This window comes from Bacillus sp. KS1 (genome assembly GCF_020075515.1).
Lineage (GTDB): Bacteria > Bacillota > Bacilli > Bacillales > Bacillaceae > Bacillus > Bacillus velezensis.
The window spans coordinates 309,405-332,850 of record NZ_JACAWW010000004.1 but is presented as its reverse complement, the minus strand read 5'-3'; the positions used below and the strand labels follow the sequence as shown (position 1 = coordinate 332,850).

General features: G+C 44.8%; 19 protein-coding genes and 1 other annotated feature. Of the genes, 15 read left to right on the top strand and 4 right to left on the bottom strand.

The features are described from left to right. Positions 1 to 185 precede the first annotated feature (185 nt). The 3 genes from HWY38_RS02045 (at position 186) to HWY38_RS02035 (ending at position 2,780) form a co-directional block, all read left to right on the top strand. Entirely contained in the window at positions 186 to 1,073 is an 888-nt protein-coding gene (locus tag HWY38_RS02045; RefSeq protein ID WP_012118493.1) for a Cof-type HAD-IIB family hydrolase, read from the top strand. Beyond that, positions 1,070 to 1,738, top strand: coding sequence for a YczE/YyaS/YitT family protein (locus HWY38_RS02040; protein WP_224181160.1), 669 nt, complete (start codon positions 1,070 to 1,072; stop codon positions 1,736 to 1,738). Before HWY38_RS02045 ends, HWY38_RS02040 begins: the two co-directional genes overlap by 4 nt. Before the next feature lie 67 nt (positions 1,739 to 1,805). Beyond that, positions 1,806 to 2,780 carry a LacI family DNA-binding transcriptional regulator gene (locus HWY38_RS02035; RefSeq protein WP_224181159.1) on the top strand — a complete coding sequence of 325 codons (975 nt, stop codon included), beginning with the start codon at positions 1,806 to 1,808 and terminating at the stop codon, positions 2,778 to 2,780. A 29-nt stretch (positions 2,781 to 2,809) separates the two neighbouring features. On the opposite strand, the gene HWY38_RS02030 is transcribed toward HWY38_RS02035, so the two are convergent. Beyond that, the gene (locus HWY38_RS02030) at positions 2,810 to 4,117 is read right to left on the bottom strand and encodes an N-acetylglucosamine-6-phosphate deacetylase (protein WP_224181158.1); all 1,308 of its coding nucleotides are present in this window, start codon (positions 4,115 to 4,117) and stop codon (positions 2,810 to 2,812) included. Between the two features lie 681 nt (positions 4,118 to 4,798). Further along, positions 4,799 to 5,038, top strand: a binding site (T-box leader). Positions 5,039 to 5,099: 61 nt separating this feature from the next. Between HWY38_RS02030 and HWY38_RS02025 the strand changes: the two genes are divergently transcribed. Continuing rightward, complete coding sequence (locus HWY38_RS02025; RefSeq protein ID WP_007613881.1) at positions 5,100 to 6,440, top strand: amino acid permease; 1,341 nt, start codon at positions 5,100 to 5,102, stop codon at positions 6,438 to 6,440. A 34-nt stretch (positions 6,441 to 6,474) separates the two neighbouring features. Here the strand turns inward: HWY38_RS02025 and HWY38_RS02020 are convergent, their stop codons facing one another. Then, complete coding sequence (locus tag HWY38_RS02020; RefSeq protein WP_224181157.1) at positions 6,475 to 7,392, bottom strand: DMT family transporter; 918 nt, start codon at positions 7,390 to 7,392, stop codon at positions 6,475 to 6,477. Positions 7,393 to 7,489: 97 nt separating this feature from the next. Here HWY38_RS02020 and HWY38_RS02015 point away from each other — a divergent pair, with 97 nt between their 5' ends. Beyond that, positions 7,490 to 8,368, top strand: a complete 879-nt coding sequence (locus tag HWY38_RS02015) for a LysR family transcriptional regulator (protein ID WP_218791385.1) — start codon at positions 7,490 to 7,492, stop codon at positions 8,366 to 8,368. 34 nt (positions 8,369 to 8,402) lie between these two features. Here the strand turns inward: HWY38_RS02015 and HWY38_RS02010 are convergent, their stop codons facing one another. After that, positions 8,403 to 8,810, bottom strand: coding sequence for a hypothetical protein (locus HWY38_RS02010; RefSeq protein WP_140957664.1), 408 nt, complete (start codon positions 8,808 to 8,810; stop codon positions 8,403 to 8,405). Between the two features lie 321 nt (positions 8,811 to 9,131). Between HWY38_RS02010 and HWY38_RS02005 the strand changes: the two genes are divergently transcribed. After that, a complete protein-coding gene (locus HWY38_RS02005; RefSeq protein WP_007409952.1) occupies positions 9,132 to 10,139 on the top strand; it encodes an LLM class flavin-dependent oxidoreductase in 1,008 nt (335 codons plus the stop codon). 35 nt (positions 10,140 to 10,174) lie between these two features. Here the strand turns inward: HWY38_RS02005 and HWY38_RS02000 are convergent, their stop codons facing one another. Next, positions 10,175 to 11,263 (bottom strand): GntR family transcriptional regulator, encoded by a 1,089-nt coding sequence (locus HWY38_RS02000; RefSeq protein ID WP_038459907.1) that lies wholly within the window; start codon positions 11,261 to 11,263, stop codon positions 10,175 to 10,177. Between the two features lie 256 nt (positions 11,264 to 11,519). Between HWY38_RS02000 and HWY38_RS01995 the strand changes: the two genes are divergently transcribed. The 9 genes from HWY38_RS01995 (at position 11,520) to HWY38_RS01955 (ending at position 23,445) form a co-directional block, all read left to right on the top strand. Further along, the gene (locus tag HWY38_RS01995; RefSeq protein ID WP_032876389.1) at positions 11,520 to 12,914 is read left to right on the top strand and encodes a sugar porter family MFS transporter; all 1,395 of its coding nucleotides are present in this window, start codon (positions 11,520 to 11,522) and stop codon (positions 12,912 to 12,914) included. Positions 12,915 to 13,178: 264 nt separating this feature from the next. Beyond that, positions 13,179 to 14,213, top strand: coding sequence for a gapA transcriptional regulator CggR (cggR, locus tag HWY38_RS01990; RefSeq protein WP_003151607.1), 1,035 nt, complete (start codon positions 13,179 to 13,181; stop codon positions 14,211 to 14,213). A gap of 33 nt (positions 14,214 to 14,246) precedes the next feature. Next, a complete protein-coding gene (gene gap / locus HWY38_RS01985; RefSeq protein ID WP_003151611.1) occupies positions 14,247 to 15,254 on the top strand; it encodes a type I glyceraldehyde-3-phosphate dehydrogenase in 1,008 nt (335 codons plus the stop codon). A 322-nt stretch (positions 15,255 to 15,576) separates the two neighbouring features. Further along, complete coding sequence (locus HWY38_RS01980; RefSeq protein WP_022553807.1) at positions 15,577 to 16,761, top strand: phosphoglycerate kinase; 1,185 nt, start codon at positions 15,577 to 15,579, stop codon at positions 16,759 to 16,761. A 25-nt stretch (positions 16,762 to 16,786) separates the two neighbouring features. Then, positions 16,787 to 17,548: a triose-phosphate isomerase gene (tpiA, locus tag HWY38_RS01975; RefSeq protein WP_003151618.1), complete on the top strand. Its 762-nt coding sequence runs from the start codon at positions 16,787 to 16,789 to the stop codon at positions 17,546 to 17,548. Further along, complete coding sequence (gene gpmI / locus HWY38_RS01970; protein WP_003151620.1) at positions 17,541 to 19,076, top strand: 2,3-bisphosphoglycerate-independent phosphoglycerate mutase; 1,536 nt, start codon at positions 17,541 to 17,543, stop codon at positions 19,074 to 19,076. Before tpiA ends, gpmI begins: the two co-directional genes overlap by 8 nt. 27 nt (positions 19,077 to 19,103) lie before the next feature. Next, complete coding sequence (eno, locus tag HWY38_RS01965; protein ID WP_007409956.1) at positions 19,104 to 20,396, top strand: phosphopyruvate hydratase; 1,293 nt, start codon at positions 19,104 to 19,106, stop codon at positions 20,394 to 20,396. 168 nt (positions 20,397 to 20,564) lie between these two features. Next, positions 20,565 to 21,845 carry a M28 family peptidase gene (locus HWY38_RS01960; protein ID WP_224181412.1) on the top strand — a complete coding sequence of 427 codons (1,281 nt, stop codon included), beginning with the start codon at positions 20,565 to 20,567 and terminating at the stop codon, positions 21,843 to 21,845. Positions 21,846 to 22,110: 265 nt separating this feature from the next. Continuing rightward, a complete protein-coding gene (locus HWY38_RS01955; RefSeq protein WP_003151628.1) occupies positions 22,111 to 23,445 on the top strand; it encodes a nucleotide sugar dehydrogenase in 1,335 nt (444 codons plus the stop codon). The last annotated feature ends 1 nt before the right edge of the window (position 23,446 follow it).

Genomic DNA, 23,446 nt, shown 5'->3' with positions numbered 1-23,446 from the left:
GTCAGTTCTTTATTAACTGGATTGATCAAAAGAGAAGGATCGTTAAGCAGGAGAACACTTGAGAAGCACAGGTCTAATCAGCTTCTGGAGAAAAACTTCAAATTAATATAATAATCTAATTGCTCTGAAACGCGTACCATACATTATACTTTCAATGATTTTTAAACTCTGAGGAGGAAATTCACATGAAAGTAATTGCAATTGACTTAGATGGCACGCTGTTATCAGAGAACTTAACTATCCAAGAACAAGATGTAAGAGCTTTAAAGCTTGGACAAAAACAAGGTCATCTTGTAACAATCGCTACAGGGAGAGCTTTATTTGATGCAAAACACATCATCAATAAATATGATTTGGATTTTCCGATTATTGCTTCAAACGGCGCTCAAATTGATGTGGGAAATCAGGTCATATTCGAACATTTTATGGATTCAGATGTAATCCAACCTATCATCACATGGTTAAATAAAGAAGAAATCTATTATCAGCTCTATTTATCTGACAAAATTGCCGTATCAAATCAAGGAATTCAGCAGCTTGAAAAAGAACTTTACAATACAGTAATGGAAGAACCTCATTTTAATCAAGAAGTATTTTGGAATTCTATTAAAGCTCAAATCCATCAATACGGGTTAGAGGAAATACCGGGTACAATTGACCCTATCGATTATCGGTATGTCATAAAATGTATGATCGTTTCGCCAAACCAAAGAAAATTAAAAAAAGCTAAAGAATATTTTGGACAACTGAAGGAGTGTGCCGTAACGAGTTCAGGAGCATTCAATCTTGAAATCACAAGTGCAGGAGTAGATAAAGGAGCGTCATTAAATAAACTTTGTGAACATTATGGAACGGATGCGCGGAATGCAATCGCAATAGGTGATAATTTAAATGATCTGCCTATGTTTCATGCAGCAGGAATAGGGATAGCCATGGGAAATGCAGATAAGAAGCTTATTCAATTGGCTGCTTTTAAAACGTTATCGAATGATGAGTGTGGTGTATCTTATGCTTTTGATCATTACATTCTGACGAAAGAAGAAGACCCTAAACCGCGGAGTATACAGCCATGAGCCATTTTGTGAAAAGATGTTTAATCTATATTGCCGGATTGTTTATTTTATCCGTAGGGGTTGTATGTATGATTAAATCTAATACCGGGATTGCCCCCTGGGATGCTCTGAACGTGGCTTTATCAGAACTCATTGGCCTTACAATCGGGTCATGGGTTTTCATTATCGGAGGAATCCTTATCTTTATAAACAGCCTCATAAAAATGCGGTTTCCTAATCTAGCCGGTTTTATTCCGATTGTTATTATTGGAAGTTTTGTTGACCTTTTAAACTTAAAGGTTCTTTCGTTCTTAAAAACAGATGCTGTAATTCTTCAATGGAGTTTATTTTTGATAGGGTTGTGTATATTGGCTATGGGAATCGCTATTTATTTAAGAGCATCTTTTCCTTCGATACCGAATGATGAATTAATGTTGGCTATTACTGAACGCACAGGTTGGGGTATTAATATTACAAAGACGATAGGGGAAGCTTTAGCTTTTGTGCTTGCAATCATTCTTCAGGGGCCGATTGGGATAGGAACCATCATTGTGCTGCTATGTCTGGGGATATTAGTAGGTTTATTTGACAAACTATTACACAAGATGGGGAAGCCCCGTTCTATTTATAGTGTGGGACAGGAAGGCGCACATATTCATGCAGGCCATGATAAAACTATTAATTAAATGATTTTTCCCCTTGTGTTATTCAGTGTGAAATCCTGATAACGCTGTCTAAGAAGGAGTAACAGTAATGACAAACATTACAGAGATAGCAAAGAAAGCGAACGTTTCTCGGACAACAGTTTCTAGAGTTCTCAATAATCATCCTTATGTAAAACCTGAGAAGCGGGACGCTGTGTTAAAAGCTATGAAGGAATTAAATTATGTACCAAATTTCAACGCGATTAACCTATCCAGGGGGAAGACAAATGTATTCGGAGTCATTGTTCCTAAAATCAACCATCCGTTTTTCAGTAAACTGATTGCGGGAATAGGCGAAGAGTGTAATAAACATAATTACAGTTTGCTTGTGCACCAATCAAATAACGATCCTGAACAAGAAATGGAGTTTTTTAACAGATTGAAATACAAACTTATTGACGGTCTTATTTTGGGATCCTGTGTAAGCCCCCATCACGTACTCGACGAGATATCTGGGTTTGGCAATATTGTTTCCTGTGAAGCTTCTGCAAGCAAACAGGTTGCACATATATTTATTAATCATGAGTCAGGAATCAAAATGGCAATTGATCATCTGCGAAATCAAGGACATCAATCCATTGGTCTATGTATAGGAAATCCTAAGAGCGGTGTTGGCATAAGCAGAAAAAAATCATTTTTTCACTTTCGAAATGAATACGAATTGAAATGGAGTGATAATTGGTACTTTGAGGAACAGTACACTATTGAGAATGGTATAGAAATAGCAAAATTATTACTAAATAAGTCACCTCGTCCTGCGGCAATGGTTGTAGGAAGTGATTATGTTGCGGCGGGGATCATTTATGAAGCGAAAAGACAGGGAATACGAATACCTGAAGAACTGGCGGTTATAGGATTTGATAATCAGCCGATATCTAAGGTAATAGAACTTTCAACGATACATCAACCGATTAAAGAGTTGGGACAAACAGCAGCAAATTTATTATATAACTTAATGAATAACAAAGATGTTCCCAATATAAATAAGTTGAACCTAAAACTTATTAAAAGAAAGTCAACTTAAAAAGACCACTTTATGGTGGTCTTTTTTGCTTAGCGCAGAATCAGCTCTGGGGCAGGCGCTTTGAAATGAGCTCTTTTTTTCGTTTCATCTATAAAACTGAAGGGCTTCATGGATAGGTTTTCAAGTTCATTTAGGAAGTGACAAGCTTTTAATGGTACAAATGATGTCATATTCCATACAACTTCCTCATTAAAACCTATAGCACGAATATTATGCATAAGCCGATCAATTGTGTAAGACCCTGCCGCTACATACCCTTTTCCTTGATACCATAGATTATTCCCTTCAATTTTCTCCAGTGATTGGCCGCACATGGAATCTGTGTCAATGCGATCTGTCATTGCTATAATACCCTTAGAGCCAACAAGTTCTACAACCCGCCGTGCAACTTCTAAGTCTACATGTTCACTATCAAAATTCATACAAATGGTTAATAGACCTTCTTTCGCGGCTCTCATCAAAGTACCGGGAACTTCTCCGACAAGTGTGTTTATATTATCTATGTTCCATTTATCTAACCGAGCATTTTTTAACCCCTCTAATCTATGTACTCTTTCTTGGGGTGTTCTCCAGGTGTGTTTAAAATTGTTTGGCATATCATTAAACAAATGATCTGTTAAAACGGCATCTGATCCAGTGTAATTGCTGCGTTTTTGCGCTGTATCTATAACTTTCATTATAAGTTCAGAGGTTTCCTCCGGGTATGCTTTTTGGAAGTGACCCAGCGCCGGTTTTACTCCAGCCTCCACAAGTGTATCTACAATCCATTCTAAACTCGGATGTTCTTCGGTGATATATTTCTTTAGATAGGAGTTTTCAGTCATAGCATCTGGGGACAGTACAGTATAAATAAGACCGTATTCTCCGCAAGAAGCGATCTTTTCCCATTCTTCTTTTAAGGGTGCCCAATTCCCTTTTTCCGGTGTGCCTGCAAAGCTGGCCAATAATGGTCCTTCTAGTGAAATACCTAAAATATTACGGTAACGTCCCTTTCTCTTTTGTGTATGGAACTCTTTCATAAAGGCTGCAAATTGATCTAATTGATTATGAGGAAGAAAAATAGAGGGTACACAGAAAATCCCTTCTATTTCAGCTAGTGTATTGATCTTTTCAATATCTAATTGATCTAAATTGCTAAAATCATAGTGACCGATTCCATGACAATGAAATTCTACTGGAAGAGATGGAACTAAATAAGAACCTGATTTCTTAAAAATTCCTTCTCCTCCAATGTCGAAGTTCAGCCATTCGTTATTACTATAGGTTATATCAGCGATTTTCATTACTCCATTTGTTTCAAGGTAAGCTGGGCTGTTAAATGATGTGCTAGACTGCATAGGAAACTCCTCCTGGAAATGTTTATTTAGTATTCAGTGAAGACACATCATCATCTTAAAGTATGAAACCCGTACCATATCAACCCTTTATTATCATTTTTTGTAAAAAAATAGGTGTCTTATTCATCTTTCTACACCTGATTTTCTCGTTATTGTTATTTGTATCCTGAAAATCTCCTTTAAAAACTCAAAAACACTAGCTGTAACGCCACTAATGCTTCTATACAGTTTCGTGTTACGCCAACTAGTGTTCTCCACGAGTTTAATTTGTGGAATTGGTTTCATGTCAACAGCTTTAATAAATGGAATATGACTTCCGGGTATAGAACCTTGTGGAGTCATTGGAATTGAACTATTAGAAATGAAATGTGTACAGTTACTAAGCTGGGATACCAGCATAAGAGTAAAACCTTTCATCTTTCTGCTAACTTTTTGCCGCTCAGTCCATATATCGTAGAAAACCTTTCGTCGGAATTTCTGTTTGAACAATATATAAAGTGCTGATTACGCCATATTAGGGGCCGGCTCACCCCGCATATGAATATAAACATGGTCAGTCAAAATGTCTTATATAGGTGATAAGAAAACCAGCTGCAAAAATTAGTATTGACTTTGAAAATAGAAGACTGTATATTATGTTACTATATTCAGAAAATAAAAACTCAAGAGATTCATTTAACATAAAACACTGTGAACGGGAGCAGTAAAAGAATCCAGTCAGAAAAAGAGAGCCGCGGGTTGGTGCAACGCGGACTGATTGTTCTTTGAACTCGCCCGGAAGTGGCAGGGCGGAACGGAATTGTCGGAATATTCCCTATGTCCTAACGGCTGACCTTCGTTAAAAGGTTTTTAAGCTGGATTCCGGACATTCGGGATCAACAAGAGTGGTACCGCGGCTGCCTGAGGCACGCCGTCTCTTTTCCCAAAGAGGCGGCGTGCTTTTTTATGTGATGAACACTTTTTGCGAGAGGGCGTGTGATAGATGGAAAAGGACAAGCAAACGTTAAAACGGACGATGTCGTCCAGACACATTATGATGATGGCGCTTGGAGGCGCAATCGGGGCTGGGCTCTTTAAAGGCAGCAGCACGGCGATTGATGAAGCGGGGCCATCCGTGTTATTGGCCTACCTCCTCGGCGGAATCATTCTGCTGTTTATTATGCAGGGGCTGGCCGAAATGGCAGTCAGAAACAAACATGCAAGGACGTTCCGTGATTTGGTTCAGCAGTCTCTCGGGTCGTACGCTGCATACTTTTTAGACTGGATCTATTGGAAAATGTGGGTGCTCAATATTGCCGCGGAGGCGGTCGTAGCCGCCATTTTCATTCAATATTGGCTGCCGGAATGTCCGATATGGATATTGGCTTTGATCATTTCCATTGTGGTGACGGTCGTAAACATGCTTTCTGTGAAACTGTTTGCCGAGACGGAGTACTGGCTCGCGCTCATTAAAATTACAGTGATTGTCATCTTTATTTTATGCGGGATTCTGCTCTTATTTTTCTCATTCGGCAATCACACGGCGCCGGGGCTGTCTCATTTAACGGATCACGGAGGGTTTTTCCCGCATGGAGCGGGGGGCGTCATTACGGCGATGCTCGTCGTGATCTACTCATACGGCGGAACGGAAATCATCGGCGTCACGCTGGCGGAGACAAAAAATCCCGAAAAGGTGATCCCGAAAGCTGTCCGAAGCACGTTAACGCGGATTGTCGCTTTTTACTTGCTGCCGTTTTTCATCATCGTCAGCCTGATTCCTTGGAATCAAGTCAACAGCGTTCCAGAAAGCCCGTTTGTCATAGTATTTAAGATGATAGGGATTCCGGGTGCCGACCATATTATGAATGCCGTCATTCTTCTTGCGATTATCTCGTCTATGAACTCGGGACTGTACGGATCATCCCGCGTCTTGTTTACACAGGCTTCTGACGGCCGGGTGCCGAAAATCTTTTCAAAACTGTCGAAGAAAAAGGTTCCCGTTTATGCGATTCTGACTTGTACGTCATTTTTATATGTAGGCGTCCTGATTTCTTTATTCGCAGGAAGCCAGACGTTTAATTATTTGATGGGTTCCCTCGGCTATACCGTGCTGTTCATCTGGCTGATTATCGGATTCGCCCATTTGAAATCAAGAAAACATTCAACAGAACAACCGGCTTATTACGTCAAATGGTTCCCGTACACGACATGGTTCGCGGTGCTTGCGCTTTTAGCCATCTTGGTCGGCGTGATTGCCACGACATCCATCGTCATTACATGCATCACTGCGGCCATCTATCTCCTCATTACGGCTGCGTATCTTGTGAAAGGGAGACGTCAATAAATAAAAAAACTCTTGCCCCGCGGCAAGAGTTTTTTTATTGAACGGCCTTTTTTTCTGCGGCCAGAACAGGTGTTTTCAGTTTCTTCGGTGTTATATTCACAAAACAAATGCTTGTGACGATCAGAAGCAGTCCGGCTAAAAGGCTGACGGTCAGCGGCTCATGCAGGAATATCGAGCTGACGGTAATGGATATGAGCGGGATCAGGAAGGTGTAAGAGGCAACCTTGCTTGCTTCCCCTGAACCGACAAGCGTAAAAAAGGCGAGCCAGCCGAGCGCGATAACAAAAACTGAAATGAACAGAAGGCTGAGAATGAACGGAGCTTTCCATTGAATCGCTGAAAAGCTTTCCGAAAAATGGCCGGAGCTGACAAGCAGCACGCCGCCGATCAGAAGCTGAAGAGCGACCATCCAGATAGAGTCCGCGCGTCCGCCCGTTCTTTTCACATATACCGTGCCGAGCGCCCAGCTGACCGCAGAGCCTAAGGCCAAAAGAATGCCGGCGATGGAAATATGGCCTCCGAAACCGGCTGCGCTGATGACGGCGACACCGGCAAAGCCCAGAATAAGACCGGCTATTTTTAAAGGATACATCGATTCCCCGAGCCACAGCCAAGAAAAAACGCCCATTAACACCGGCTGGAAAAACACGATGGCTGAAAATAAGCCGGCAGGCAGGTAGTTCAAGCCGACCGTTTGCAGGCCGTAAAATAAAGTAATATTTAAAATGGCAGAAATAAGATAGATCGGCCACGTTTCTTTAAAACGCAGCTTTTTAAAACGGGGCAGCGCAACCATTAATAATAGAATGCCGCCGATCAGCGTGCGGATTCCGGCAAACAGAAGAGGCGGCGAATAGGCAAGCGCGGCCTTTGTCAGCGGCCAGTTAATTCCCCATACCGTGACTAGAAACGCCAGCATAAGAGCCGTCTGTATTTTCGAAAGCTGTTTCACGTCGTTCACTCCTTGTAGAACAATTCCATCATATGATACGGTAATCAGTAAGATAAATAAAATGAATCTTTTTTATAAGGAGCATAAGTAAAACGTTATGACGATTACACAACTGCGGGTTTTTGTTCAAATCGCTGAAACGGGAAGCTTTACGAAAGCGGGGCAGGCGCTGAATATGACGCAGCCCGCCGTCAGCCATGCCATCTCGGCGCTTGAGTCAGAGCTCGGCATCAAGCTGATCATCCGCGAGCGCCGCAACGGCGTAAGGCTCACGGACACGGGCGGAAAAATTCTCGTTCATATCAGAGAGGTGCTCAAAGGCATAGAAAAAGCCGAGCAGCTGGCGGCCGCGGAAAGAGGGCTTGAACAGGGAACGATTCACATCGGCACATTTCCGGCCGCTTCCGCTTATTTCATTCCAAAGCTGATCAGCGTGTTTAAAAAACGGTATCCGAAGCTTGAGTTGGTGCTTCATGAAGGAACGGTTAACGAAGTAAAGGAATGGCTCCGCTCCCGGGTAATAGATGTGGGGATCACTCTTTTTCCTACGGAAGACATGGAATATCTGCCGCTGAAAAAAGATAAAATGGCCGTCGTGCTTAGAAATGATCACCCGCTTTGCTGCTGTGAGTCAATCACTCTGAAAGATCTTGACCGCCAGCCGATGATCATCTGTGACGGAGGATACGAATCACCGTTTATTGATATGTTTAAGGAGGCAGGATCTGTGCTGACTGCCGCATTCACTGTTTACAACGTCAATACGTCCATCAGCATGATCAAAGAGGGGCTGGGAATTGCGATATTATCACAAATGTCTATGTCAGGAATATCGCTGCCGGAAAATGTCGTGACAAGGGAACTCAATCAGGCGGTGTACCGTGATGTTCTGCTTGCCGTTCCTTCTATAAAGGAGGCTTCATTGGCGGCAAAACTTTTCATTCAAATCGCACAGGAACTCACAAAGAACGAATAAAAAAAAGACCCTAATCATCATAGGGCCCTGAATCTTATCGGTTAATTTTAAAAGAGTTAGTCGTATTGACGACTTTTGCACCGTTAAAAGTGGCTTTAACTCGATAATAACCTGTCTTGCACCCTTTTAAAGAGAATGACTTAGTTACGTGATCTTTGAAAGCGAAGCTTGTCTTTTTACAAGTCGTCCATTTATTACCTGACTTCCGTTGTAAGTAAAGGTTTCCTTTATTTGTATGGCCTCCAGGATAGGGTGTGGATAGAGTGAAATCGACAGTTTTTGCTTTTTTAGTATAGTAAGAGGCATCAGTAAATCCTGATACATTTAAGTTTTGTCTATCGCCAGACCAAAAATCTGCAGCGAAAGCACTAATACTACCAGTGAAAATAATAAATGTTACCAATAAAGAAGTAACAACAGTCATTAAAATGTTTTTTTTCAACTTATTTCCTCCTATTTATTAATTTCAATATAAACCATAATATAGCATAATAATTGTAAGTTCAAGTGTATTATTGTTATTTTATGGTTTAATTTATAGGGGAAACTAAAGCTGACTCTCTTTATTCGTAATGCTATGGTTTATTTTTGTAAATGATTAATAGAATAAAACTATTACACTTATTTGCATTATATTGGTGGGACTATGATTGTTCGAAGATCATCGAATCAAATTGTTTAACTCACGAGAAAAGCTGTGGTAAGGTGTGTGGTAGAGACCTTGTTTAAGATCTGCTTACACTAAACCATAAAGGAGAAAACGATGGCTGAACATACATTGAAAGATACTGCGTTTTCCGTATTGAATTTATCGCCGGTCGTACAGGGGGGAACGGTTGCTGAATCGTTCCGCAACAGCATGGATTTAGCGCGCCGCGCCGAGGAGTGGGGCTATAACCGCTATTGGCTTGCGGAGCATCATAATATAGAAGGCGTCGCCAGCTCGGCAACGGCGGTGCTGATCGGCCACATCGCCGGCGGCACGAAAAAAATCCGCGTCGGTTCTGGGGGTATTATGCTGCCGAATCATTCTTCACTTGTGATCGCGGAGCAGTTCGGAACCCTTGAAACGTTATATCCGGGGCGGATTGATCTGGGGCTCGGACGCGCGCCGGGGACCGACCAATTAACGGCGAGAGCCTTACGAAGAAACATAAACAGCGGGGAAGATTTTCCGGAGCAGCTTGAAGAATTGAGAAATTACTTCAAACCGACAGGCAATGTGCGCAATCAAGTCCGCGCCATTCCGGGCGAAGGGCTGGACGTGCCGATCTGGCTTTTGGGCTCAAGCGGCTTCAGCGCGCGTCTTGCGGGAGAGCTCGGGCTTCCGTTCGCCTTTGCGGCTCACTTCTCACCGAAAAATACCGTGCCCGCTCTTGAACTGTACCGCAGCTCCTTCCGTCCGTCAGACGTACTGGATCAACCGTACGCGATGGTCGGCGTCACCGTCATTGCCGCCGATACGGATGAAAAGGCGGAGCATCTGGCAACATCGCATTATCAAAGATTTTTAGACCTCGTCCGCGGCACGCCGAACCAGCTGAAGCCTCCTGTTGAAGACATGGATCAAATCTGGTCGCCGTATGAAAAAGCGATGGTCAATGAACAGCTCAGTTCAACGATTGTCGGCGGACCGGAGCGTGTGAAGGAAAAGCTGGAAAGCTTCATCCGGACAACACAGGCGGATGAAATCATGGTGAATTCAGAAAGCTTTGAGCATGCCGACAGAATGAGATCATTTGAAATCATCGCCGAATTAAAAAACAGCTGAGCAAAAAAAGCAATGTGCCGCGCACATTGCTTTTTTTATTCGCCGATCCGCTTGACTGAATTCCGGATGACGAGTTCCGGTTCATACACGACGTCATCCTTCTTCGGCTTTTTATGTTCTAAGCAGTCGATGACATATTTTGCCGCCGCTTTCCCCATAATGGATTTCGGATGCTTGACAGAGGTGAGCTTCACCTCGGAAATCTGGGCGAAATGTGAATCGTCATAGCCCATGACCGATACGTCATCTGGCACCTTTAACCCCAATTCCCTGAGAAGATTAATCGTCTTCAGCGCAATTTCGTCATTGTAGCAAAGAATGGCCGTCGGATATGACCCGCTGTTTTGCTCAAGGGTATGCTTAATTTTTTGGAGAAGCACGGTTTCTTTTTCCTCAGTCGTGTAAGTCACGATCATGTCCGGAGACGGGAAAATCCCGCGCTCCCGATGCGCCTGAAGATAGCCGTTCATCCGTTTGACGCCCTGCGTGTCATCCGCTTTAAAGATTCCCATAATGTGCGTGTGGCCGAGGGACATGACGTATTCGCAAGCCATCATGCCGCCTTTGACATCATTGACGGAAAAGCTCGGTGCGGCCAGCTCCGCATAAGAGGCGTTAATCATGGCAAACGGAATGCCGTTTTTCTCCAGATTGAGATAGTAGCCGATGTTGGGCGTCTGCAGCGCGCTTTTTGTAGGCTCGACAATCAGCCCGTCTATATTTTTGGACAGCAGGTTTTCAAGGCCGCGCCGCTCACTTTCTGTATTGTTGTTGGTGCTCGTCAGCAGCATGGAATAGCCCTGTTCGCTTAAATAAGATTCAATTCCCCTGATGATGCTGGGAAAAATATAGTCTGATATGTACGTTGTAATGACGCCGATCGTTTTGTTTGAATGCATGGCTGATTTCGCCGTGCGTGAAGCGACAAAGGTGCCTCCGCCCTGAACGCTGTACAGCAGCCCTTGCGAGACCAAATCTCCGATCGCCTTTCTGATGGTATGGCGGCTGACGCCGAACTGCTGCATCAGCTCATTTTCCGTAGGCAGCTTTTCGTCCGGCTGTATTTTTCCCTGATTCAGCCATGAACAAATTTCTTCTTTTACTTGAGCATATTTCGGTAGCATATCAATTCCTCCAAAATGTATACGGACAAATTCCAGTATAACATAGTAAGCCCTTTCATCAAGCTGTAAAAATAATTGACAGATTATGAAAAACTGCTTATTCTTTATTTGTACGTACTAATTTTCCTCATTTTTAGATAAAATTCTTTATAAGTGCGTACAAATGTGGCGGTTCTGAAGAAAACAAAGCATCATCAAGCGCCGCACTTTGTTTTGTAAGCGTTTTTATTCTATTATTCGCGGGAGGGTAAAATTCATGAAGAATCACCCGGCACCAATTGGCTCAAATGTACCTGTCACTCGGCAGCATTCCAAGTGGTTTGTCATTCTCATCTCATGCGCGGCCGGACTGGGAGGGCTTTTGTACGGTTATGACACGGCGGTGATTTCCGGCGCCATCGGTTTCCTGAAAGATTTGTACCGCTTAAGTCCTTTTATGGAAGGGCTCGTGATTTCAAGCATTATGATCGGCGGTGTTTTCGGCGTCGGGATTTCCGGATTTTTGAGCGACCGTTTCGGACGGAGAAAGATTTTGATGGCAGCGGCGCTGTTGTTTGCGGTGTCAGCGGTTGTCTCTGCGCTTTCTCAAAGTGTGTCTTCCTTAGTGATCGCCAGAGTCATCGGCGGTCTGGGAATCGGCATGGGCTCCTCGCTTTCTGTCACGTATATTACCGAAGCCGCTCCGCCGGCCATACGCGGCAGTCTGTCTTCACTGTATCAGCTGTTTACGATATTAGGGATATCCGGCACTTATTTTATTAACCTTGCCGTCCAGCAGTCCGGCTCGTATGAATGGGGAGTGCACACCGGCTGGCGGTGGATGCTCGCTTACGGCATGATTCCGTCCGTCATCTTTTTTATCGTGCTGCTTATCGTGCCGGAAAGTCCGCGCTGGCTTGCGAAAGCGGGGCGCCGGAATGAAGCCCTCGCCGTGCTGACGCGCATTAACGGCGAGCAGACCGCGAAAGAAGAAATCAAACAAATCGAAACGTCTTTACAATTAGAAAAAATGGGGTCATTGTCTCAGCTGTTTAAACCGGGGCTGAGAAAAGCGCTTGTGATCGGGATTCTGCTGGCTTTATTCAATCAGGTCATCGGCATGAACGCAATTACGTATTACGGGCCGGAAATTTTCAAAATGATGGGCTTCGGACAGAATGCGGGGTTTATCACGACATGCATCGTCGGTGTCGTCGAAGTGATTTTCACCGTCATCGCCGTTCTTTTAGTCGATAAGGTAGGCCGGAAAAAGCTGATGGGGGTCGGATCTGCCTTTATGGCGCTGTTCATGATCTTAATCGGGGCAGCCTTTTATTTTCAGCTGGCGAGCGGTCCGGCTTTAGTCGTCATCATATTGGGATTCGTCGCCGCTTTTTGCGTATCAGTCGGGCCGATTACGTGGATCATGATTTCGGAAATCTTTCCGAACCACCTCCGCGCACGCGCCGCCGGTATTGCGACGATATTCTTATGGGGGGCCAACTGGGCGATCGGCCAGTTCGTGCCGATGATGATCAGCGGGTTAGGGCTCGCGTACACCTTCTGGATATTCGCCGTCATTAATATTCTCTGTTTCTTGTTTGTCGTGACGATCTGCCCTGAGACGAAAAATAAATCATTAGAAGAAATAGAAAAACTCTGGATAAAATGAAAGCGTTTCACGACAAAAGTCCGCTCCAGCGGGCTTTTGTCTGTCACCTTCATTCCGTTTCTGTATATAATGACTGTATCAAGGAGATACTGGTAAATCCTGCGAAGAATGTCGAGGAATTGACCTTTAACAGTTGAATTAACAATGTCATCCTGTTAAAATAATTAAAGAAAGCAGACATAATTTTTTTTGGCTATGATGGGACGTTTTTTGTCATAGCGGGACATTTTTTGTCCAGTATGAATAGGAAGGAACGTTTGAGTCATGAACCAGTTAATACAAGCTCAAAAAAAATTATTGCCTGATCTTTTGCTTGTGATGCAGAAAAGATTTGAAATCTTGCAGTATATCAGGCTTACCGAACCGATCGGCCGCAGAAGTCTTGCAGCCAGTCTCGGATTGACCGAGCGCGTTCTCAGAAGCGAGGTTCAGTTTTTGAAAGAACAGAATCTCATCGATATTAAAACAAACGGCATGACAATGACGGAAGAGGGCTATTCACTGCTTTCGATTCTGGAAGATACGATGAAGGATGTTTTAGGATTGACGCTTCTGGAAAAGACATTAAAAGAGCGGCTTAATCTGAAAGACGCCATTATCGTTTCCGGAGACAGCGACCAATCTCCTTGGGTCAAAAAAGAATTAGGGAGAGCGGCCGTTGCATGTATGAAAAAGAGATTTTCAGGCAAAAATATCGTCGCTGTAACCGGCGGTACGACAATTGAAGCCGTCGCCGATATGATGACGCCGGATTCAAAAAACCGCGAGCTCCTGTTTGTGCCCGCAAGAGGCGGTTTAGGCGAAGATGTGAAAAACCAGGCGAACACCATATGCGCGCATATGGCGGAAAAGGCTTCAGGCACTTATCGGCTTTTGTTCGTTCCCGGACAGCTGTCACAAGGCGCCTACTCATCTATTATTGAAGAACCTTCCGTAAAAGAGGTGCTTCACACGATTAAATCAGCGAGTATGCTCGTTCACGGAATCGGCGAAGCTAGAACAATGGCGGAGCGAAGAAACACGCCTTTGGAAGATTTGAAGAAAATAGATGACAATCATGCGGTGACAGAGGCATTCGGCTACTACTTTAATGCGGACGGAGAAGTCGTTCACAAGGTGCATTCAGTCGGAATGCAGCTCGATGACCTCGATGCCATTCCCGACATTATCGCGGTAGCGGGCGGATCATCAAAAGCAGAAGCAATCGAAGCTTATTTTAAAAAGCAGCGAAACACGGTTCTCGTCACGGACGAAGGAGCCGCAAAGAAGTTATTAAGGGATAACAGTCCCTCAATATAAATATCTCTCACTTATTTAAAGGAGGAAATAATCATGGCAGTAAAAGTCGGTATTAACGGTTTTGGTCGTATTGGACGTAACGTATTCCGCGCAGCATTAAACAATCCTGAAGTTGAGGTAGTAGCGGTTAACGATTTAACAGACGCTAACATGCTTGCTCATCTTTTACAATATGATTCCGTACACGGAAAATTAGATGCAGAAGTTAAAGTTGACGGCAGCAACCTTGTTGTTAACGGCAAAACAATCGAAGTTTCTGCTGAGCGCGATCCTGCGAAACTCAGCTGGGGCAAACAAGGCGTTGAAATCGTAGTTGAATCTACTGGTTTCTTCACAAAACGCGCAGACGCTGCGAAACACTTAGAAGCAGGCGCGAAAAAAGTGATCATCTCTGCACCTGCTAACGAAGAAGATATCACAATCGTTATGGGTGTTAACGAAGACAAATACGATGCGGCTAACCACCATGTTATCTCTAACGCATCTTGCACAACAAACTGCCTTGCGCCGTTTGCAAAAGTACTTAACGACAAATTCGGCATCAAACGCGGTATGATGACAACTGTTCACTCTTACACAAACGATCAGCAAATTCTTGATCTTCCGCACAAAGACTACCGTCGTGCGCGTGCAGCAGCTGAAAACATCATTCCTACATCAACTGGTGCTGCTAAAGCAGTTTCCCTTGTTCTTCCTGAACTGAAAGGCAAACTGAACGGCGGAGCTATGCGTGTGCCGACTCCAAACGTTTCTCTTGTTGACCTAGTTGCTGAACTTAACAAAGACGTAACGGCTGAAGACGTAAACGCAGCTCTTAAAGAAGCGGCTGAAGGCGATCTTAAAGGAATCCTTGGCTACAGCGAAGAGCCATTAGTATCCGGAGACTACAACGGCAATGCTAACTCTTCTACAATCGATGCTCTTTCTACAATGGTTATGGAAGGCAGCATGGTAAAAGTAATCTCTTGGTACGATAACGAAAGCGGCTACTCTAACCGCGTTGTTGACCTTGCAGCTTACATCGCAAAACAAGGTCTTTAATTCATAGCTCCCGGAAAGGGCCGGACTTGGTTCTTTCGGACAGAAACGCTATAATGAAAGCGGACAAGGGAAGGGGACGGACTCCCTTTCCCTTTTTCCATGAGAACCGGCTTTCAGAAAGCGCCGGATTGCTGCAGAACGTCCGCGTTTTGAAGTTTCCGCGGCACTTTCGTTTTCTGAGCCGCCTGCCCTGGCTCAGAAGACGATCTGCCCCGTGCCCGGAAGCTGCAATCTGCCCCGCGGCGGAAGCATCATGAGGCGGGTTTCACGTTTCACGTTTTTCGTGCTATGCAAACCATTTTGAAGGAGGATCTCCTAAGGCATGAATAAAAAAACAGTAAAAGACATCGACGTAAAAGGCAAAGTCGTATTCTGCCGCGTTGACTTTAACGTTCCAATGAAAGACGGGGAAGTAACAGACGATACTCGTATCCGCGCTGCGCTTCCAACAATCAAACACCTTGCAGACCAAGGCGCGAAAGTCCTTCTTGCGAGCCACTTAGGCCGCCCGAAAGGCGAAACGGTTGAGGAGCTTCGTTTAACTCCTGTCGCTGCACGCTTAGGCGAACTGCTCGGCAAAGAAGTGAAAAAAGCGGATGAAGCTTACGGCGATGCTGTAAAAGCACAAATTTCTGATATGAAGGACGGAGACGTTCTTGTATTGGAAAACGTACGTTTCTACCCTGGTGAAGAGAAAAACGATCCTGAGCTTGCTAAAGCATTTGCTGAGCTTGCGGATGTATATGTCAATGACGCATTCGGTGCTGCCCACCGTGCTCACGCATCTACAGCCGGAATTGCCGAGCATCTGCCGGCGGTTGCAGGATTCCTGATGGAAAAAGAGCTTGACGTTCTCGGCAAAGCCGTGACAAATCCTGAGCGCCCGTTTACGGCAATCATCGGCGGCGCGAAAGTAAAAGACAAAATCGGCGTAATCGAAAGTCTGCTTGATAAAGTGGACAACCTGATTATCGGCGGAGGTCTTGCTTACACATTCGTAAAAGCGCTTGGATATGAAGTCGGTAAATCTCTTCTTGAAGAAGATAAAATCGAACTTGCAAAATCATTCATGGACCGCGCGAAAGAAAAAGGCGTTAAATTCTATATGCCGGAAGACGTTCTCGTTGCTGATGATTTCTCTAACGATGCAAACGTTCAAATCGTGCCGATCTCTGAGATCCCAAGTGATTTAGAAGCGATCGACATCGGAACGAAAACCCGCGAAACGTATGCTGAAGTTATCAAAAACAGCAAACTTGTCGTATGGAACGGACCGATGGGCGTATTCGAAATCGACTTGTTCGCTCAAGGCACAAAAGCAGTGGCTGAAGCATTGGCAGAGGCAAACGATACATACTCTGTCATCGGCGGAGGAGACTCTGCGGCAGCCGTTGAAAAATTCGGCCTTGCTGACAAAATGAGCCATATCTCAACAGGCGGCGGCGCATCCCTTGAATTCATGGAAGGCAAAGAGCTTCCAGGTGTAGCTGCGCTGAACGATAAATAAAAACTGCTATAAGGAAGTGGAACAGATGAGAAAACCAATTATAGCCGGTAACTGGAAAATGAACAAAACACTCGGCGAAGCTGTCAGCTTCGTTGAAGAAGTGAAATCTTCCATTCCAGCAGCAGACAAAGCGGAAGCCGTTGTTTGCGCACCAGCTCTTTTCTTAGAAAAGCTGACTTCTGCTGTTAAAGGAACTGACCTGAAAGTCGGCGCCCAAAACATGCATTTTGAAGAAAACGGTGCGTTCACAGGTGAAATCAGCCCGGTCGCTCTGAAAGACCTTGGCGTGGATTACTGCGTCATCGGCCACTCTGAGCGCCGTGAAATGTTCGCTGAAACTGATGAAACAGTTAACAAAAAAGCGCATGCCGCTTTCAAACACGGCATTGTGCCGATCATTTGCGTAGGTGAAACGCTTGAAGAGCGCGAAGCCGGAAAAACAAATGATCTTGTTGCCGATCAAGTGAAAAAAGGTCTTGCGGGTCTTTCTGAAGAGCAAGTTGCCGCTTCCGTTATTGCGTACGAGCCAATCTGGGCAATCGGAACAGGCAAATCTTCTACAGCGAAAGATGCTAACGACGTCTGCGCGCATATCCGTAAAGTCGTTGCTGAAAGCTTCAGCCAGGAAACTGCTGACAAGCTCCGCATTCAATACGGCGGCAGCGTAAAACCTGCAAATATTAAAGAATATATGGCAGAGTCCGATATTGACGGTGCTTTGGTCGGCGGCGCAAGCCTTGAACCGCAGTCATTCGTTCAATTATTGGAGGAAGGTCAATATGAGTAAAAAACCAGCTGCACTCATCATTCTTGATGGGTTCGGATTACGCAATGAAACAGTCGGAAACGCAGTCGCACAAGCGAAAAAACCGAATTTCGACCGTTATTGGAACCAATACCCTCATCAGACGCTGACGGCATCAGGCGAAGCAGTCGGACTGCCTGAAGGACAGATGGGGAACTCTGAAGTCGGTCATTTGAATATCGGCGCAGGACGTATTGTGTACCAAAGCTTAACACGCGTGAACGTTGCCATCCGCGAAGGCGAATTTGAACGCAATCAAACGTTCCTTGACGCCATCAAAAATGCGAAAGACAACGACAAAGCGCTGCACCTGTTCGGCCTTCTTTCTGACGGAGGCGTACACAGTCATATCAATCATTTATTCGCGCTGCTGAAGCTTGCGAAAAGTGAAGGACTGACGAAGGTGTATATTCACGGTTTCCTCGACGGCCGCGATGTAGGTCCGCAAACAGCGAAAACTTACATTCAGCAGCTGAATGAGCAGATCGAAGAAATCGGTGTCGGCGAAATCGCCAGCATTTCCGGACGCTACTACTCCATGGACCGCGACAAACGCTGGGACCGTGTGGAAAAAGCGTACCGCGCAATGGCTTACGGCGAAGGCCCGTCTTACCGCAGCGCGATGGATGTAGTCGACGATTCTTATGCGAACGGCATTCATGATGAATTCGTCATTCCGTCCGTCATCACAAAAGAAAACGGTGAACCCGTTGCGAAAATTCATGACGGCGATTCTGTGATTTTCTATAATTTCAGACCAGACCGCGCCATCCAGATTTCAAACACGTTTACCAACAAAGATTTCCGCGATTTCGACCGCGGTGAAAATCATCCGAAAAACCTGTATTTCGTCTGCCTGACTCACTTCAGTGAATCTGTTGACGGATATGTGGCTTTCAAACCGGTAAACCTTGACAATACGGTCGGTGAAGTATTAGCACAGCACGGGTTAAAACAGCTTCGCATTGCAGAAACTGAAAAGTATCCGCACGTTACGTTCTTTATGAGCGGCGGCCGCGAAGAAGAATTCCCGGGCGAAGAGCGCATCCTCATTAACTCGCCGAAGGTCGCGACATATGACCTGAAGCCTGAAATGAGCGCGTATGAAGTGAAGGATGCTCTTGTAAAAGAAATCGCGGCTGACAAGCACGACGCGATCATCCTGAACTTTGCAAACCCTGACATGGTCGGCCACTCCGGAATGGTCGAACCGACGATTAAAGCAATTGAAGCAGTGGACGAATGCTTAGGCGAAGTGGTTGACGCCATCATCGCTAAAGGCGGACATGCCATCATTACCGCTGATCACGGTAATGCGGACATTCTGATTACAGAAACAGGCGAACCGCACACTGCCCATACGACAAACCCAGTCCCTGTCATTGTGACGAAAGAAGGCGTGACGCTGCGCGAAGGCGGAATCCTAGGCGACCTCGCACCAACGTTATTAGACCTTCTCGGTGTTGAAAAACCGAAAGAAATGACCGGAACATCTTTAATTCAAAAATAAGCGTAAATCAAAAGGAGAGACAAACTCATGCCATACATTGTTGATGTTTATGCACGCGAAGTCCTTGACTCCCGCGGCAACCCAACAGTTGAAGTTGAAGTATATACAGAAACAGGAGCTTTCGGACGCGCATTAGTGCCAAGCGGAGCTTCTACAGGTGAATACGAAGCGGTTGAGCTTCGTGACGGCGACAAAGACCGTTACCTTGGAAAAGGCGTGTTAACTGCTGTTAACAACGTAAACGAAATCATTTCTCCAGAGCTTCTCGGCTTTGATGTAACTGAACAAAACGCAATCGATCAGCTTTTAATCGAGCTTGACGGAACTGAAAACAAAGGCAAACTCGGTGCGAACGCAATCCTTGGCGTATCTATGGCTTGTGCGCGCGCAGCTGCTGATTTCTTACAGATTCCTCTTTACCAATACCTTGGAGGATTCAACTCAAAAACGCTTCCTGTACCGATGATGAACATCGTAAACGGCGGAGAGCATGCTGACAACAACGTAGACATTCAAGAATTCATGATTATGCCTGTAGGCGCGCCTAACTTCCGTGAAGCGCTTCGCATGGGCGCTCAAATCTTCCACAGCCTGAAATCAGTTCTTTCTGCTAAAGGAATGAACACAGCTGTAGGTGACGAAGGCGGATTCGCTCCGAACCTTGGTTCTAACGAAGAAGCACTTCAAACAATCGTTGAAGCAATCGAAAAAGCCGGCTTCAAACCTGGCGAAGAAGTGAAACTTGCTATGGATGCTGCATCTTCTGAGTTCTACAACAAAGAAGACGGCAAATACCATCTGTCTGGCGAAGGCGTTGTGAAAACATCTGCTGAAATGGTTGACTGGTACGAAGAAATGGTTTCTAAATACCCAATCATCTCTATCGAAGACGGACTTGACGAGAACGACTGGGAAGGCCACAAACTTCTTACAGAGCGTCTTGGCAAAAAAGTTCAGCTTGTCGGTGACGACCTTTTCGTTACAAACACGAAAAAGCTTGCTGAAGGTATCAAAAACGGCGTAGGCAACTCTATCCTGATCAAAGTAAACCAAATCGGTACATTGACTGAAACATTCGATGCGATCGAAATGGCGAAACGCGCGGGCTACACTGCCGTTATCTCTCACCGTTCAGGTGAAACTGAAGACAGCACAATCGCTGACATCGCTGTGGCAACTAATGCAGGACAAATCAAAACAGGTGCTCCGTCCCGTACGGACCGTGTTGCGAAATACAACCAGCTTCTTCGCATCGAAGATCAGTTGGCTGAAACTGCTCAATACCACGGTATCAACTCTTTCTATAACTTGAATAAGTAATGGAATGGACGCCGGGAGATATTCTCCCGGCGTTTTTTTATGCTCCCGGGTTTTTCCCTCCTTTTTCATCATCTTCATTTGGTCAATAATATTCATTTTTCCCCTTTTTAAAGGAATCAGTGTTCTTCAATCGAAAGGGAAGAGGTGTTAATAAGAGGAGGGATTATGATGAAATTTTCATTTATGTCAGCCGCGGTGGCAGCAAGCGTCATATGGGGCGCGTCTGCCGGGCCGATGTCCGAAACCCGTGGTTATTCAGCCGTGACCGCGCCGGTTTTTGATGCTGATGAGGCATTGGACACTATGCATGATCTGAGTGAAACCATCGGACCGCGGGAAACCGGAACTGCGAAAGAAAAGGAAGCGGCTGAATACATATCGAATCGCCTGCGGGCACAGGGCGCCAGTGTCAAAGTACAGTCATTTCCATTGAAAAAGTACTTTTCAGGTTCAGTCACAGCGGGAGATCATGAATTCCCGCTCCGCTCCGCTGATCAATCCGCTGTTGAAAAAGAGCTGAGAATTGAGGGAGGGATTTTTGACGGCGGCTGCGGATCACGCGATGACGTAACAGGAGCCAAAGGAAAGATTGCAGTGATACGCGAAGGAAAGATCCCCGTTTCTCAAAAGATCAAACATGCCGAACAAGCGGGAGCCAAAGCAGTCATTATTTATAATCAGACAACAAAACCGCTCGCCGTCCGTCCGCATACCGATAAAGGAATCACGATACCGGCGGCGGGTATGAAAAAAGAAGACGGTGAAGCACTGCTGCAGGAAAAGCAGGCAGTCATTCAATTTAAAAACTATAAAAACCGCACCTCACAAAATATTATAGGAACGCGCAAAGCGGCACAGGCCAACTCTTCTGATGCTGATATTATATATGTCACAGCGCATTATGACAGCGTAAAAGGCGCGCCCGGAGCGGATGATAACGCCTCAGGCACATCTGCCGTTCTGGAAATCAGCAAGCAATTCACACACATACCGAAAGACAAAGAGATCCGCTTTATCCTGTTCGGTGCAGAAGAATTATGGTCTGCGGGTTCATCTTATTACGTCAGTACACTCACGAACAATGAAAGAAAGCACAGCCAGGCCAATTTTAATGCCGATATGATTGCGACTGACTGGGAAGAAGCGAGTCAAATGTGTGTCACGACTCCTGACGGCAGGGAAAACCCGAGCGTCCGGTACGCTGAAAAAGCCGCTGAAAAATCCCGGTTGGTCAAGCCAAACCTGATTCAGCTCGGTTACTCAGACCATGTCTCTTTTTATGAAGCGGGGATTCCGTCGGCTAACTGGATTTGGCTCAGCCCCGATACACAGGAGCCGGGGCCCTGGTATCACACTGAGAATGATAATATGAAACACATCAGCAAAGAACGGCTAGAGAAAGCTGGAGCACTCGTTTCCGCGGCAGTAACTGAGGCAATGAAGGAATAAAAAACAGGCTTCGGCCTGTTTTTTTATATTATTTTCTGTATATTCTATCAATTAAGGGAGATTTTCTCACTCGTTACCAGATATATACCATTTAACAGGATTTTATTTTACAAATAAAAGAAAAATAAATAGATAATACCTAATTCACAAAAGGATGTAAAACTCATTTATCAAATTTTAACTTTTGTTATAATTGCGATATCGATCGATATTTGTTTTAAATTGTAAAAAACAATACTCTTTTCTATCTATTAGGGGGCGAAAAATGAATACTGTCACAAAAGAAGCCAGCAACCTTGGTCAAAAACGGCTGTTACATCTGATTGAAACGAAGCAGGCGATAGTAGGCGTGTTAGGCATGGGATATGTGGGATTTCCTCTTGCGCTGGAATGTGTCGATAAAGGATACAATGTGATCGGATTTGACAAAAACAGTGAAAAGGTTTCCTTGTTAGCCGCCGGAAGCAGCCATATTCAAGATATAGAGGACGGCAGACTGAACTCGGCTTTACAAACAAAACGCTTTCAAATCAGTGCCGACATGTCGCTCATCCAAAAATGCGACATCATTGTGATATGTGTGCCGACACCCCTGAACAAAAAAGACAAGATCCCCGATTTAACCTACATCGACAGTGCAGTTGACAGCATGATCGCTTATGGAAGGCAGCATCAGCTTTTAATTTTAGAAAGCACCACCTATCCCGGAACAACGAAAAAAAAGATTGCCGACAGAATGGCATCAAGCCGCGGCATGAAAATAGGAACAGACTTTTTTACGGCTTATTCTCCGGAAAGAATCGATCCGGGCAACAGGCAATATGAAGTTTCAGATATTCCTAAAGTAGTCGGCGGAACCACACAGACTTGCACAGAACTTGCCTCAGCGTTTTACAACACCATTGTTACAAGCATTCACCCGGTCACCTCACCCGAAGTAGCTGAAACAGCTAAACTCCTAGAGAATACTTATCGTTATGTCAATATAGCTCTTATCAATGAAATGGCGCTTAATTGCCGTGAACTTGATATTGATATATGGGAAGTCATCTGCGCGGCGGACACGAAGCCGTTCGGCTTTCAAAAATTTATCCCTGGCCCCGGAGTCGGAGGCCATTGTATCCCGATTGATCCTTTTTACTTCAAATGGATCGCGAATGAAAAAGGGCTGCAGACAAAATTAATTGATCTGGCGGACGAAATCAATTCTAACATGCCGATTTCTGTCTCTGACTATGCTTTGAAACTGGCGGGCAAAGACAAATGCAGCATCTTAATAATAGGGGCCGCTTATAAAAAAAATACAAATGACCCGCGTGAATCCTCAGTGTTTACGATAATGGAAGAATTGATGGACAAGGGATGCGCGATTGATTATCATGATCCGTTTATCAGCGAGATCCGCTTGAATGACGGAAGCCGCAAACAATCTGTCCCTTTCACAAAAGAACAAATCAATCAGTACGACGTCATCATCATTCATACAGATCACGATGTAATCGACTACAGTATTTTGAAGGATGCCTCACCGATTATCTTTGACACAAGAAATGTATGCAGGGAAAAATCAGCCGACAATTGCAGAGTTGTCACTTTATAGG